At 66.7% G+C, this 14,951-nt stretch carries 8 protein-coding genes; 5 read left to right on the forward strand and 3 right to left on the reverse strand.

Going from position 1 to position 14,951, the window contains the following annotated elements:
• Positions 1 to 12 precede the first annotated feature (12 nt).
• Positions 13 to 1,827, reverse strand: a complete 1,815-nt coding sequence (locus AC3ANW_RS21615; RefSeq protein ID WP_488342880.1) for an ABC transporter ATP-binding protein/permease — start codon at positions 1,825 to 1,827, stop codon at positions 13 to 15.
• A gap of 151 nt (positions 1,828 to 1,978) precedes the next feature.
• Here AC3ANW_RS21615 and AC3ANW_RS21620 point away from each other — a divergent pair, with 151 nt between their 5' ends.
• Positions 1,979 to 3,094 carry an alkene reductase gene (locus AC3ANW_RS21620; RefSeq protein ID WP_488342881.1) on the forward strand — a complete coding sequence of 372 codons (1,116 nt, stop codon included), beginning with the start codon at positions 1,979 to 1,981 and terminating at the stop codon, positions 3,092 to 3,094.
• A 15-nt stretch (positions 3,095 to 3,109) separates the two neighbouring features.
• On the opposite strand, the gene AC3ANW_RS21625 is transcribed toward AC3ANW_RS21620, so the two are convergent.
• The gene (locus tag AC3ANW_RS21625; RefSeq protein WP_488342882.1) at positions 3,110 to 4,543 is read right to left on the reverse strand and encodes a sensor histidine kinase; all 1,434 of its coding nucleotides are present in this window, start codon (positions 4,541 to 4,543) and stop codon (positions 3,110 to 3,112) included.
• Positions 4,540 to 5,247, reverse strand: coding sequence for a response regulator transcription factor (locus tag AC3ANW_RS21630; RefSeq protein WP_488342883.1), 708 nt, complete (start codon positions 5,245 to 5,247; stop codon positions 4,540 to 4,542). The genes AC3ANW_RS21625 and AC3ANW_RS21630 overlap by 4 nt, the downstream gene beginning before the upstream one ends.
• A gap of 136 nt (positions 5,248 to 5,383) precedes the next feature.
• Between AC3ANW_RS21630 and AC3ANW_RS21635 the strand changes: the two genes are divergently transcribed.
• From AC3ANW_RS21635 to AC3ANW_RS21650, 4 genes are all read left to right on the forward strand, one after another.
• Positions 5,384 to 6,736: a TolC family protein gene (locus AC3ANW_RS21635; protein WP_488342884.1), complete on the forward strand. Its 1,353-nt coding sequence runs from the start codon at positions 5,384 to 5,386 to the stop codon at positions 6,734 to 6,736.
• Positions 6,737 to 6,798: 62 nt separating this feature from the next.
• A complete protein-coding gene (locus AC3ANW_RS21640) occupies positions 6,799 to 8,025 on the forward strand; it encodes an efflux RND transporter periplasmic adaptor subunit (protein ID WP_488342885.1) in 1,227 nt (408 codons plus the stop codon).
• A gap of 3 nt (positions 8,026 to 8,028) precedes the next feature.
• A complete protein-coding gene (locus AC3ANW_RS21645; protein WP_488342886.1) occupies positions 8,029 to 11,133 on the forward strand; it encodes an efflux RND transporter permease subunit in 3,105 nt (1,034 codons plus the stop codon).
• Positions 11,134 to 11,634: 501 nt separating this feature from the next.
• Positions 11,635 to 14,946 carry a hypothetical protein gene (locus tag AC3ANW_RS21650; RefSeq protein ID WP_488342887.1) on the forward strand — a complete coding sequence of 1,104 codons (3,312 nt, stop codon included), beginning with the start codon at positions 11,635 to 11,637 and terminating at the stop codon, positions 14,944 to 14,946.
• The last annotated feature ends 5 nt before the right edge of the window (positions 14,947 to 14,951 follow it).

Here is a 14,951-nt window from a genome sequence, read left to right on the forward strand (position 1 = left end):
GTCGTCCGGGGTCTACAGGGGCGTTTCCACGGGCGCAAACGGTGCGCGCGTGGCATAGCCCTGGTTTTGCGCTCCTTGCCCTTCTTGCGGCAGATAACGTATCTGGCGACTGTGCCAGCGGGCCACCGTGCTGCGGTGCGCGATGCTGACGATGGCGGCCTGCGGCAGGCGGTCGATTAGCAACCGGTACATCGCCGCTTCCGAAGTTTCGTCCAGCGCCGACGTGGCTTCGTCCAGGAACAGGTAATCGGGCCGGTGCAGCACCGCGCGTCCGAAAGCGAGCCGTTGCTGTTCGCCCGGAGACAGCCGCAGCGCCCAGTTGTCGACATCGTCCAGCCGGCCGGTCAGGCCAGCCAGCCTGCAGTCGACCAGCAAGGCTTCCAGGTCGGCCCGCGCGTACGACGTCGCCGGCTCCGGATAACTCAGCGCATCCGCCAGGCTTCCGCTCGGTACATAACTTTTCTGCGGCAGGAACATCAGGCGCTTGCCCGCCGGATGCCGCACCTGGCCGCTGCCGTAAGGCCAGATACCGGCGAGGGCACGGAACAGCACACTCTTGCCCGATCCCGACGGACCGGACACCAGCCAGCGTTCACCCGGTGCAAGGTTCAGGTCGACGGGTGCGGTCAGTGCACTGTCGAGACCGTGGCCGGGGACTTTCAGCACCAGCGCGCTGGCCTGCACGTTGCCGCCGTCCTGGTCGATCACCGCGATGCCGTGCGCGCCATCCCGCTGCGACTCGTCCTGTTCAGCGTCGCGGATGACCTGTTCCAGGTCGATCAGGCGGTTGACCGAGGCCTGCCAGTTGACCAGGCTCGAATAGCTGTCGACGAACCAGGACAAGGCGCCCTGCACCTGGCCGAAGGCGGAGTTGATCTGCATCAGCCCGCCCAGCGTCAACTGGCCCGAAAAGTAGCGCGGCGCCGCCACGATCAACGGAAACACGATGGCAGCCTGCGCGTAACCCGAGTTCACGAAAACCAGCCTCCGCATGTATTTCACCAGTCCGTGCCAGTTCTGCCGGATCAACTCGAACCGACCCTGCAGCTGCGCCTTTTCGGAGCCTTCGCCGTGGTACAGCGCCACGCCTTCCGCGTTCTCGCGCAGCCGCACCAGGCCGTAGCGAAAACCGGCCTCGGTCTGCTCCTGCCGGAAGTACAGGCCGATCAGCGGTTTGCCCACCTTGTGGGTGATCCACGAACCCGCCAGCGCATACACCAGCGCCACCCACACCATGTAGCCCGGAATGGTGATCGGATGCCCGCCCAGCGCGAACGAAATCGGTCCCGAAAGCGTCCACAGGATGGCCACGAAGGACAGCAGCGTGACCACCGAATTCAGCAGCCCCAGCGAGAGCGTCAGGCTGTCGCTCGTCAGGCTGCGGATGTCTTCCGAAATCCGCTGGTCGGGGTTGTCGGCGCGGCCGCCCTGCTCGATGCGGTAATACGCCTGGTGGGCCAGCCAGCGGTCCAGGAAACGCCGTGTCATCCACGTCCGCCAGCGCATCTCCAGGCGCATGGTGGCGAACTGCTTCAGCACGGCCACCACGATGAAGACCGCCGCGATGGCGCAGAACTGGAAAAGCGCCGTCTCGAAGCCCGCGAAGTCCTTCGATTCGAGCGTGTTGTAGAAGATGCGGTTCCAGTTGTTGAGCCACACGTTCACCGCCACCACGGCCAGGTTGAGGCCCACCACCACCGCCAGCAGGCTCAGGCCGGCCTTGCGATCTTCGGACACCCAGTAAGGCTTCAACAAGGCCCAGCTGTCGCGCAATCGCAGCTTTCCGCGCAGGTCGTCGATGTCGGGCGAGGCTTCGGGTGTTGGCATGGGTGGGGCTTCTATCGGTCGGTTCGGAGGATGAAACATGCGGGCACAGGCGACCTGGCGGTCTGCTGCATCCTGACATCTTTCGTTCAAGACAGGTCTTGCGATGCGGCGTAGCCTGCGAATCGTTCCACCCATTCCTTAACCCTCACTTATGCCTACTTCCACACTCTTCGACCCGGTCAAGGCCGGCAACCTCGAACTTGCCAATCGCATCGTGATGGCGCCGCTGACCCGCAACCGTTCGCCCGAGGCCATCCCGCTCGACATCACCGCCAAGTACTACGCGCAGCGCGCCACGGCCGGCCTGCTGATCACCGAAGCCACCGCCATCAGCCACCAGGGCCAGGGTTACGCCCACGTGCCGGGCCTGTACGGCACCGAGCAGCTCGACGGCTGGAAGAAAGTGACCGAAGCCGTGCACGAAGCCGGCGGCAAGATCGTGGTGCAGCTGTGGCACGTGGGTCGCATCTCGCACACCAGCCTGCAGCCGGACGGCGGGGCGCCGGTCGCGCCATCGGCGATCACCGCCAAGTCCAAGACCTACCTGGTGCATGCCGACGGCAGCGGTGAAATGGTGCCGGTGTCGGAACCGCGCGCACTCGATGTCGGCGAACTGCCGGGCATCGTCAAGAGCTACCGAGTGGCGGCCCGCAACGCGGTGGAAAGCGCCGGGTTCGACGGTGTCGAGGTGCACGGCGCCAATGGCTACCTGCTCGACCAGTTCCTGAAGAGCGACTCCAACAAACGCACCGACGACTACGGCGGCAGCATCGAGAACCGCGCCCGCCTGCTGCTCGAGGTGACCCGCGGCATCGTCGACGACCTGGGCGGCGGCAAGGTCGGCATCCGGCTGTCGCCTGTCACGCCGGCCAACGACGTGCACGACAGCCATGCGCAGGCATTGTTCGAATACGTGGTGCGTGAACTGGGCCCGCTGCAACTGGCGTATGTCCACATCATCGAAGGCGCTACCGGTGGCCCGCGCGAAATCGGCGACCGCCCTTTCGACTACGCGGCCCTGAAGAACGCATACCGCGAAGCTGGCGGCAAGGGCGCATGGATGGTCAACAACGGATACGACCGCGCGCTGGCCATCCAGAAGGTGGCCGATGGCGAGGTCGACCTGGTCGCCTTCGGCAAGGCCTATATCGCCAACCCCGACCTGGTGCGCCGCCTGAAGGAGGACGCGCCCCTGAACCAGCCCGACCAGGCCACGTTCTACGGCGGCGGCGAACACGGCTACACCGACTACCCGACCCTCAGCTAAGGCGGCAAGGGCCGGTCAGCCCTGGGCCGGAGGCGCGGGCGGCGCGCACGGCAAGGTCACCGACGCTGCCAGGCCCGGATGGCCGGGCGCAGGCTCAAGGTCCAGCGTCGCGCCCAGCAGCTGCGCATAACGCGCGACGATCGACAGGCCCAGTCCCGAGCCCTGCTTCAGCCAGGCGCCCTCGGGTCCCTGCGCCCAGCGCTGGCGCAGGCGTCCCTGCTGTTCCGGCGAGATGCCCGGCCCGTTGTCGATCACGGTCAGGCTCACATCCCCGCTGCCCTCGTGAACCGTCAGCGCCACCGTGATGCGGGAGGTGCCGCCATCGGCCGGTTTTCCGTAGCGCAGTGCGTTGTCGAGCAGGTTGTTGACGATGCCGTCCAGCAGCGAGGCATGCGCCATCACGCTGACCGGTTCGTCCAGACCGCGCGCCCCCAAATCGACACCGGCCAGATCCGCACGCGACAGGAATCGCAGTACTGCGTCGCGTGCCACTTCGTCCAGCCGCACCGGTTCGAACCGCATCGCGGGAGCTTCGTCGGCGCGTGCCAGCGCCAGCAGCTGGTCGACCAGGTGACTGGCGCGTTCCTGGCTGCGTGCGATGCGTTCGAGCTGTTCGCGCCAGGCCTGCGGGTCTTGTTGCGCCAGACCGTATTCGGCCAGTGCCCGGATGCCCGCCAGCGGCGTGCGCAGTTCGTGCGCCACGTTACCGGCGAATTCACGCTGGGCCCGCACGCCGGCATCGACACGGCCGAACAGCTTGTCCAGCGCCGCGCCCAGCTGTTGCACTTCGCGGGTGGAAGCCTGGGCATTCACCGGCGACAGGTCGCCGGCGCTGCGCTGCTCAAGCGTCCGCTGCAATGCCAGCAACGGCTGGACATCGTCGGCGATGGCGCGGCCCAGCCAGATGGCCAGCAGCACCAGCAAAAACAGCTGCGGCACGATGGCATACAGCAGCAGGCTGCCCAGCAACTTGCTGCGCGACCGTGTGGTCTCTGCCATCACCACGTCGAAGGGCTGGGGCTTGGCGGTACGCAGCACCACCGCCCGCAGCGGCCTGCCCTGGTAGCTGATGTCGGAGAAACGGTAGGCACCGCCGTCTTCCGGCGACGGTGCATGCAGTCCGGCATGGCCGGCCAGCAGCGTCCCGTCGGGCCACAGCACGGCGAAATAGATGCGTTCGGACTGGTCGAAAAGCACTGCGCCGACCTCGCGCGGGGTGAGGCCCAGCTCGAGTTCCTCGCCCGTGGTGTGCACGTTGGCGGCCACCGAATAGGCGTCGTCGAGCAGGGCGCGATCGAAGGCACGCTGGGTGAAGTTGATCGCCACCGCGATCGACACCACCACCCCCAGCAGCCAGGCCAGTGCCAGCGGCACCAGCACATGCTGCAGCACGCGCGTGCGCAGCGAAGGCAGGCCGGGCGGCGCCGAAAGCGACGCCCGGGGTGTCATTGCAGTGCCTCGGAATCGTTTTCGGATTCGAGCAGGTAACCCAGTCCGCGCAGCGTGCGGATACCGGCCCCGCTGCCCGTGAGTTTCTTGCGCAGGCGCGAGATGAACGCTTCGAGCGCGTTGTCGCCAAGGTTGTCGTCGAAGCTCGACAGTTTCTCGGACAGGGTGCGTTTGCTGACCACCCGGCCGGGCGGGGTCATCAGTTCCCACAGCACCTCGAATTCACGTGCCGGCAATTCGAGCATCTGCCCGTGCAGGGTGAAACGCCGGGCCTTCCGGTCCAGGGACAGGCTGCCCACCCCGGACACGTCCTGCGTTCCCTGGGCGCGGCGCACCAGAGCCCGCAGTCGCGCCTCGACTTCGGCCAGTTCGAAGGGTTTGCCGAGATAGTCGTCGGCACCGGCGTCCAGGCCGGCGATGCGTTCTTCGGTGCGGTGACGCGCCGTCAGCACCAGCACCGGAGTGCGGTCGCCGCGGCTGCGCGCACTACGCAGGACATCGAGGCCGCTGCCCTGCGCGCTGCCCTGCGTGCTTTTTACCGGCAGGTTCAGGTCGAGCAACACCGCATCGAAAGGCTGCACCCGCCAGAAATGGTCGGCCTCGGAAACGCTGCGGGCTTCGTCCACGCGGTGGCCGGCGTCACGCAGGCTCCGCAACATGACGTCACGCAGGACGGGATCGTCTTCGACAACGAGGATGCGCATCGGAAAAAGCGACAGTTCGGACAGGAAAAAATGGGGGATGCCTGGGGTTTGCCCTTGGGCCAAATCCCCTGCGGCCGGCCGGTCAGGCGATGGTCAGGCCCGCACCGCGATAACCGCGACCATGAGCATACGACAGTTGATTTGGACAAGCGCGTGGTTGCTGGCCCTGCCCGCCGGCGCGCAGACCGCGATGGGACCATCGGGCACGGCAGGCGCGCCCGCCTCCGTTCCGCCAGTTCCGGCCACCGCGGTCGCGATGGCTTCGGCCAATGCCTCGGCCGCCCGTGTCATCACCCTCACCCAGGCCCTGGCCGCCGCACGCGACAACCTGGACGTCGCCATCGCCCAGGGCAACCTGGCCGCCGCGCGCGCCGACATCCTGGCTGCCGACCATGCACCGCTTCCGGTGCTGTCGGGTGTGGCCGAGAACATCGACCTCAAAAACGGCATCGGCGCCGGCAACGCCATTCGCGACAAACGCATCGACAAGACCATCGGCCTGGACTGGACCTACGAACGTGGCGACAAACGCCGGCTGCGCACCGCTGCCGCCGAGCGTTCCGCCGTGGCCGCCAGCGCCGATGTGGAAGACATCCGCATCCATGCGCTGATCACCGCCCTAGCCGCCTACTACGACCTGCTGGCAGCACAGGACCGGGCTATCGAGGTCCGCGAAATCGCCAACAGCGCCACCGACCTGTCGCGTGCTTCCGACCGCCGGGTGCAGGCCGGCGACCTGCCCGCGCAGGACGCGGCCCGTACCGCCATCGAAGCCCAGCGCGCGCGCGCCGATGTACAGCAGGCGCTGTACGACCAGCAGCAGGCCGTCACCACGCTGGCCCAGTCGATGGGTGCACGCGGCGCCGGCCGCATCGCGCCGACCGAGCTGCGCGCCGACGGTTATGCCGCGCTGCCGCAGGTCGACGCCACACCGGTCGACATCCTGTCCATTGCCGAAAACCGCCCCGACGTGCGCGCCGCCCTGGCCCGTGTGCAGGCCGCGCAGGCCAGCCTCGACGGCGCCCTGGCGCTGAAGAAGAGCGACGTCACCATCGGTGCCGGCTTCGAGCATTACCCGGGCACGTCGACCCGGCTGATCCAGTTCCGCGCCTCCATTCCGCTGCAATGGGGCTACAGCTTCGAAGGCGAGATCGGCCGCGCGCAAGCCACGTATACGCAGGCAGAAGACAGCCTCGACAAGGCCCGCCGCGACGCCGCGCTGGAACTGCAGGGCCTGCAACGCGCAGCGCTCACCGCCCAGCAGCGAGCGCAGGGCTACGACACCGAGATCCTTCCGCGCGCCCGCAAGGTGGCCGACGGTGCCGAACTGGCTTTCCGCCGTGGCGCAATCCCGCTGGTCGATCTGCTCGACGCCCGCCGCACCCTGCGCGCGACCCTGCTCGAAGCCATCGACGCCCGCACCGACTACGCCAAGGCCGCAGGTGCCTGGACGCTGCAGACGCGCCCGCAACTGCTGATGCCGCAATGAGCCATCCACTCGCTTCCATGTTTACTCCGGATACCGCACCCGTCACCGCCACGAGACCCGCCATGCAGCCCTCTTTCCGCCGTTCCCCCCTTGCCGCGCTGATGGTCGCCGGCAGCCTGTCGGCCCTGATGCTGTTGACCGCCTGCGGCGAATCGACCAAGACGGCCGAGGCGCCGCCGCCGCCGGCCCCCATCCTGCAAGGCAAACAGCTGCGTTTCCCGGCCGGCCATCCGCAACTGAAGCTGTTGGCATCCAAACCTGCCACCGCCGCCGTCGACGTGGTCGCCGAACTGCCCGCACGGCTGGTGTGGAACGAAGAACGCACCCAGCGTGTGTACCCGGCCTTCGGCGGCCGCATCGTGGCCATCACGGCCGACATCGGCACGGTGGTCAAGCCCGGCACGCCGCTGGCCCGCATCGCGTCGCCCGACTTCGGTTCGGCCCAGAGCGACACCGCCAAGGCAGGGGTCGACCTGTCGCTGGCGCGCAAGACCCTGGCCCGCCAGCGTGAGCTGTTCGACGCCGGCATCATCGCCCGCAAGGACCTGGAGCAGACGGAGGCCGACGTGGCCCGCGCCCAGGCCGAATCGGCCCGCGCCGCAGCCCGCACCAGCCTGTATGGCACCGCTTCGGCGGTCAACCAGCAGCTGGGCATCACCTCCGGCATCGCCGGCGTGGTGGTCGAACGCAACCTCAACCCCGGCCAGGAAGTGCGCCCGGACCAGAGCGGTCCCGGCGTGCCGGCGCTGTTCGTGGTGACGGACCCCAGCTCGTTGTGGGTCCAGATCGACGCCAAGGAAACCGACATCGGCAGCATGCAGCCCGGTGCCAGCTTCGAACTGCAGGTGCCGGCCTATCCGGGCGAAGTGTTCACCGGCAAGGTCATCGCCGCGTCCGATGCCATCGACCCCGGCACCCGCACCATCAAGGTCCGTGGCCTGGTGGCCAATGCCGACCGCCGCCTGAAGGGCGAAATGCTGGTGACCGCTCGTGTGCGCGAAAAGCTCAACGGCGTGGTCGTGCCGTCCACCGCCGTCACGCTGGACGGCAGCAAACACGTGGTCTACGTGCAGGTGCAGCCGGGTGTGTTCGAACCCCGCACCGTGGTGATGGGACACCTGGGCTCGAAGGAAGTGGTGCTGTCGTCCGGCTTGCAGGTCGGCGACCAGGTAGTGGCCGACAACGCCCTGCTGCTGGCACGTGAGTTCAACGTGGCCAACGAAGACGCCGGCAATCCGGCATCGGCTGCCATCAACGGCAACGCGGTCGAAGCACCGAAGGCCAAATAAGCCATGAAGCGTCTCATCCAATACGCGCTGCACCAGCCGCTGTTCATCGTACTGGGCACCTTGCTGTTCGCGATGGCGGGCGTGTTCGCCTTCAAGAACCTGTCGGTCGAAGCCTTCCCGGACGTGACCGACACCCAGGTCACGGTGATCGCCCTCTACCCCGGGCGCGCTGCCGAAGAGGTCGAGAAACAGGTCACCCTGCCCATCGAGGTGGCGCTGGCCGGACTACCCAACTCCATCCGGGTGTTTTCGCACACCCAGTTCGGCCTGTCGTTCAGCGTCGTCACGTACGACGACAAGTCCGAGGTCAACCTGGTGCGCCAGCAGGTCGCCGAACGCCTTCGCGGCGTCGACCTGCCCGACGGCGTCGAGGCCGAGATCGCGCCCAACGCCACACCCGTCGGCGAAATCATGCGGTATCGGCTGCGCGGCGACGGCCGCACCACCACCGAGCTGCGCAGCGAGGAAGACTGGGTGGTCGAACGCGGCCTGCGCCAGGTGCCCGGCGTGGCCGACGTGGTCGCCATGGGCGGTGCCATCAAGCAGTACGAAGTGCAGCCCGACCTCGACAAGCTGCGTGCCTACAAGGTCACCTTCCAGAACCTGCTCGACGCACTCGGCCGCGGCAACAGCAACGCCGGCGGAAGCTATGTGCGCCAGGGTGCGCAGCAATACACCATCCGCGGCATCGGCCTGCTGCAGTCGGCAGACGACATCGGCCGGGTGGTGGTGGCCGCGCGCGGCGGCACGCCCATCCTGATCCACGACATCGCCCAGGTGAAGATCGGCGCCGTGCCGCGCCTGGGGGTGGTGGGGCAGGACAACGACGACGACATCGTCACCGGCATCGTCATCATGCGAAAGGGCGAGAACCCCTCCGTGGTGCTGAAGGCGGTCAAGGAAAAGATCGCCGACATCAATGCCCGCGGCCTGCCGCCGGGCGTGCAGATCGTGCCCTTCTACGACCGCACCTGGCTGATGGAAAAGACGCTTTCTACCGTCTTCCGCAACCTGGTGGAAGGCGCCATCCTGGTGTCGCTGGTGCTCTACATCTTCCTGTCCAACCTGCGTGCCAGCCTGGCCGTGGTGGTGGTGATTCCGCTGGCCCTGCTGTCGACCTTCATGGGCCTGAAGATCATGGGCGTGCCGGCCAACCTGCTGAGCCTGGGCGCGATGGACTTCGGCATCATCGTGGACGGCGCGGTGATCGTGATCGAGAACGTCATGCACCGGCTGTCCGAGAAACGCGAGGACATGAAGCCTTCGGAGCGTCGCGAGACCATCATCGCAGCCGTCAACGAGGTGGGTCGCCCCACCCTGTTCTCGATGCTGATCATCATCGCGGCGCACATTCCCATCTTCGCGCTGCAACGCCACGAAGGCCGCATCTTCCAGCCCATGGCCCTGTCGGTCACCACCGCGCTGATCGGTTCGCTGATCTTCTCGCTGACCCTGGTGCCGCTGCTCGCCTACTGGATGCTGCGCAAGAAGCTGCCGCACGGCGACAACCGTGTGGTGCGCGGCGCCAAGCGGTTCTACGGCCCGGTGCTCGACTGGGCGCTGCGCAGCCGCCGCATCGTGGCCATTGCCGCGGTCGTCACCTTCGGCCTGACCGTGGTGGTGGCCTCACGCCTGGGATCCGAATTCCTGCCCGAGCTGAACGAAGGCACTACCTGGGTCAACTTCACGCTGTCGCCCAACGTGTCCACGCAGGAAGCCTCGCGCATCCTGCACATGGCACGCAAGGCGCTGCTGACGGTGCCCGAGGTGCGCACCACGGTTTCCAAGGCCGGCCAGCCGGAAGACGGCACCGACCCCAAGACCATTTCCATGGCCGAGATCTTCGTGGACATCAAGCCCGAGGACCAGTGGCGCAAGGGCATGACCCGCGAGAAGATCAACGAGGAGATGAACCGGGTGCTGTCGGCCATCCCGAGCATCGACCCGGCGTTCTCGCAGCCGATCCGCGACAACGTGCTGGAGTCCATCTCGCAGATCAAGGGCCAGATCGTCATCAAGCTGGCCGGCGACGACCTGCAGCTGATGAAGCAGGTCACCGACCAGATCGCCCACGAGGTGAAACAGGTCGAAGGCGTGGCCCGTGCCGAGATCGACCGCGACGGCCAGGTGCCGCAGCTGGTGCTGGCCATCGACCGCGACCGGGCTTCGCGCTACGGCCTGAACGTCGGCGACATCCAGGACGTGATCGAGGCCGCGCTGGCCGGCAAGGCCGCCACCAGCCTGTGGGAGGGCGAACGCAAGTTCGCCGTCGCAGTGCGCCTGCCGTCCGAAGAACGGGTGATCTCCAACCTGCGCCGCACGCCCATCGCCACACCTGACGGCGGTTATGTGACCCTGGCCGATGTCACCAACATCCAGGAAACCGTCGGTGCGATGAACATCGCCCGCGAAGCCGGCCGCCGCACCACCGCCATCGGCATCTTCATCCAGGGCCGCGACATGGGCTCGGTGGTGGCCGACATGAAGGCACGCGTCGAGAAGAACGTCAAGATCCCGCAGGGTTATGTCGTCAACTGGTCCGGTGAATTCGAGAACCAGGAACGCGCCATGAAACGCCTGGCGGTGGTCGTTCCGATCTCGTTGCTGCTGATCTTCGTTCTGCTGTTCGACGCCTTCAAGAGCTTCAAGATGGCTGGCCTGATCCTGATGAACGTGCCCCTGGCACTGTTCGGCGGCTTCTTTGCGCTGTGGGTCTTCGGCATCCCGCTGTCGGTGTCGGCGGCCATCGGTTTCATCGCGCTATCGGGCCAGGCGGTGCTGAACGGCGTGGTCATGCTGTCGGTGTTCCAGCAACTGCGCGCATCGGGTTCCACCGTGGTCGAGGCGGTGCGCGAAGGCTCGATGCAGCGCCTGCGCACGGTGTTGATGACGGCCATGCTGGCCGCGCTGGGCCTGCTGCCGATGGCGCTTTCGCACGAGATCGGCTCCGAGACCCAGCGGCCGCTGGCCATCGTGGTCATCGGTGGCCTGTTCACCGCCACGTTGCTGACCCTGGTCGTGCTGCCGGCGCTATATGTCGCCTGGTTCGGCAACGAAAAGCCGAAGCGTGACGAAGAGGACGAAGGGGCGGTGCAAGCGGTGGTCTGATTCCCCCGCGCCCACTGCGCCCGCTGAAGGCCGCCGATTTTTCGGCGGCCTTTTTCGTTTCCGAGCCTGTTCGCGGTTACTTCGCCCGTCCTGCTTAACGTTCGCTTTATCCCCCGTTTGTGCGATGTAAAGACATATGCAAAGTCAATACATTCAATCCTGCATATACGTCAGTCCCACCTGGGGTGAATACGGGTTTCCATAGTCGGGCTCATATTCATGTAAGGAGTTGTCCATTAAACCCGCTGTCAGCGTGCTTTGGGCGAAGGCTGACGTTTTCTCTTCCACTCGAAACGGTTCACGTATTTGTGTGGCTATGTAAGTTGCTGATTCTGTTTTGCTTTTTGAAAAACTGAATCGACAGCTTCATTTCGAAAACTTCCGATTGACCGTCTCTCCGGATTTTCTGGAGCCGGCACTGAGAAACCAAGGGCAGGGGTCAACATGAGCAATTCGCGTAGTGGCACAGGGAGAAAGAAAGGAAACACGAAATCACCAGGCGTGTTTTCTGTCGGAGCGATATGGAAGGCGGCAAGCCAGTTGCTGACCGGACACAAGGGATCGGATTCGGATTGGGCCGCGCAAGCGGCCCGCCATGCGATACCTGCCTTCGCCTTCATCGCCCTGAGCGGCAGGGTGGTCGACGGCTACGTCCGGGACGGCACCGTCTTCTACGACGCCAACGCCAACGGCGTTCGGGAACCCGGAGAAAGCACCGCCACCACCGATGACCAGGGCAACTTCACCCTGACCGACGTGGTGCGGACGTCGACCGGCCGCATCGTGGTGGAAGCCGGCGGCATCGACATCGAGACCGGCAATGCCGTCGGCCTGCTGATGGCGCCCGACACCGACGGCCTGAGCGGTGCCAGCGTGGTGTCGCCGCTGACCCTGCTGGTGACACTCAACCCGTGGCTGCACACGTCGGACCTCAAGGCCGTGCTCGGCATCCCCGCCCACATCGACCTGCTGCATTACGACCCCATCGCAGAGATGGCTGCGGGCGGCGCCGCTGCTTCCGTGGCCGAAACGGTCTTCTCGGCGCAGCAGCAGGTGTATGCGGTCATCCAGGCCGCTGCGCAGGCGCAAGCCGGTGACGGCAAGGTCGACTTCGCATCGCTGCAGGTGGCAGTGACGGCGGTCGGCGCAGCCGTCAGCAGCGGGGCCGGCACGCTGGCCGAGGTCAGCCATGCGGTGCTGACGGCCATCGTCGCCGACCCGGTGATGGCTGCGCAGATCGAGACCGCGGTGAACGACAGCGTGGTGGCCATCGCCACCGCCTACGGTGGCACGGACGGTGGACCGTCCCTGTCCGACGCCCGCGCCCTGGTGGCCGCTCACGACCCGGCCGCGGCCGGCTTCGGCGAGGCGGTCGCGACGGTGGCGGCGGCCAAGGCCGCGGCCTCGGTCTCGCAAAGCGGCCTGCTGGCCGTCGTTGCCGACGTGTCGGCCGGCGGTTCCTACGCCGCGGGTGACCTGCAGCCCCTGATCGACGATGCCTTTCGGGGGTATCAGGACCAGCTGGCCCCGGCCGCCGCGCCGATGACGGCATTCGTGTCGGCGCTCGTCGATCCGCCCGCGGCGGCCCCGCTCGAATCCGTCTCTTCGCACTACCAGTTCACCGACCAGCAGATCACCGACCTGCTGCCACGGGGTGATGCCGCCTTCGACACCCTGATCAGCAGCCTGCAGGACCGCGGCATGCAGGTGCTGGAACTGACGCCCGGGCAGATCACTTCCCTGGCCGGGGCGGACTTCACCCTGAACGCCGGCACCGATGTGTCCGTCACCGGCACCGGTTTCCTGCATGCTGGCGGCGTCAGCTCGACGGCGATCGGCGCATTGCTCGCACCCGCCGACCTGACCGTCCACCTGTCCAGTCAGGACCTGGGCCAGGTGATCGCGGCCGGCGATCCGGCTTTCGACGACCTCATCAGTCAGTTGCAGCTGTCCGGCATGGACCACCTCGACCTGAGCAACAGCCAGATCGGCGCATTGGCCGAAGCCGGCTTCACGCTCAACGCCGGCGTCGACATCTCGGTCACCGGCACCGGTTTCCTGCATGCCGGCAATGCCAGCACCGCGGCCGTCGGCGCACTGCTGTCGCCGGCCGACGTCACGGTGCACCTGAGCAACCGTGACATGGCCGGGATCGTCGCGCGTGGCGACGCCTCCTTCGATGAACTGACCAGCCATCTGCAGCAGTCCGGCATGGATCACCTGGAACTGAGTTCCAACCAGGTCGATGCCCTGGCCAATGTGGGCATCACGCTGAATGCCGGTATCGACGTCACCGTCACCGGCACCGGTTTCCTGCATGCAGCCGGTGTCAGCCCGACCGCGATCGGCGCATTGCTCGCACCGGCCGACGTGACCGTGCGCCTGACCGACCAGGACCTGGGCCACCTGCTGCAAGGCGGCGACGCCATGCTGGACGCGATGGTCAGGCAACTGCAGGCCGGCGGCATGGACCAGCTCGAACTGACCGCCGGCCAGACCGCCACGCTGGCCCACGAAGGCTTCAGTTTCGACGCCGGCACGACCATCAGCGTCACCGGCACCGGTTTCCTGCACACCGCCGGTGTCACAGGCGTGGAGCTGGGCAACCTGATGGCCGGTGCCGACACGACCGTGCACCTGACCAACCAGGACCTCGGCCATCTGCTGAACGACGGCGATGCCGCGATGGACACGCTGATGCTTCAGCTGCAGACCGCCGGCATGGACCACCTGGCGCTGTCCGGCAGCCAGGTCATCGAACTGGCCAACGCCCACTTCAGCTTCGATGCGGGCACCGCCATCACGGTCGACGGCACGGGTTTCCTGCACACCGGCGGCAGCAGCACCCACGACCTCGACACCCTGCTGGGTGCCGCCGACGTGACGGTGAACCTGACCGCACAGGATTTGGGCCATGTGCTGGCCGTCACCCACGACGCGACGGCGATCACCTCGGTGGCCGACCATCTGCACGATGCCGGTGTGGACACGCTGGGCATGACCGGCTATCAGGCCATCGAACTGGCACATGCCCTGAGCGGCGTCGCGCTGACCGACCTGCCGTTGGGCGTGAACATCACCGACCCGCTGGCCTTCAGCACTGCCAGCGACGCCGACCTGATGTCGCTGAACACCTTGCTGGGCGCCTCGGACACCACCGCCGACCTGAGCATGGGCGAGCTGCGCCAGGCCCAGTTCGGTACGCTGGACGACCTGCAACAGGCCATGGACGGCATGCAGCACGCGCTGACCGAAGGCGGCATCGACCACATCGACATGAGCGACGAACTGGCCCACGCGTTGGCCCAGGCCAACATCGCCTTCCTGCCGTCGGCAGCCGAAGGCGGAACCGGCCAGGACATCGTGGTCACCGCCCAGGCCGACAACGGTGCCGGCACCGCCTACCTCGAGGCTTCGCTGCAGCAGATGCAGGCCCTGGGGGTCGACGAAGTCACGGTGGCGGCGGGTGTGCACAAGGTCGAAGTCGCCTTCGGCAATCAGGACGGTGCGGCCTACACGCTGGACGACCTGCCGCATTTCCAGGTGGCAGCGGACATCGAAGTCGACCTGGTGGTCACCGAGGACGACCTGGCCAGGCTGCTGCAACAAGGCGGATCGTTCGACCAGCTGCACGACCTGGGCATCACCGACCTGCATTACACCGGCGACACCTCCAGTGCCGCTTACCAGAACGCCGTCGAAGCCAGCGTCCTGCCGATCGACCCGGTCACCCTCACGCCGGTCGAGGTGCAACTGCTCGGCCTGGGCAGCCAGCCGACGGACCCGATGGATCCGTTCCACAAGCCGACTTGAACGAA

This window comes from Xylophilus sp. PBN-3R (assembly GCF_057747805.1).

Bases quoted from the DNA above. Each gene is read 5' to 3' on its own strand.
- AC3ANW_RS21625 (WP_488342882.1), bottom strand. From the start codon at position 4,543: ATGACACCCCGGGCGTCGCTTTCGGCGCCGCCCGGCCTGCCTTCGCTG.
- AC3ANW_RS21620 (WP_488342881.1), top strand. From the start codon at position 1,979: ATGCCTACTTCCACACTCTTCGACCCGGTCAAGGCCGGCAACCTCGAA.
- AC3ANW_RS21640 (WP_488342885.1), top strand. From the start codon at position 6,799: ATGCAGCCCTCTTTCCGCCGTTCCCCCCTTGCCGCGCTGATGGTCGCC.
- AC3ANW_RS21630 (WP_488342883.1), bottom strand. From the start codon at position 5,247: ATGCGCATCCTCGTTGTCGAAGACGATCCCGTCCTGCGTGACGTCATG.
- AC3ANW_RS21615 (WP_488342880.1), bottom strand. From the start codon at position 1,827: ATGCCAACACCCGAAGCCTCGCCCGACATCGACGACCTGCGCGGAAAG.
- AC3ANW_RS21645 (WP_488342886.1), top strand. From the start codon at position 8,029: ATGAAGCGTCTCATCCAATACGCGCTGCACCAGCCGCTGTTCATCGTA.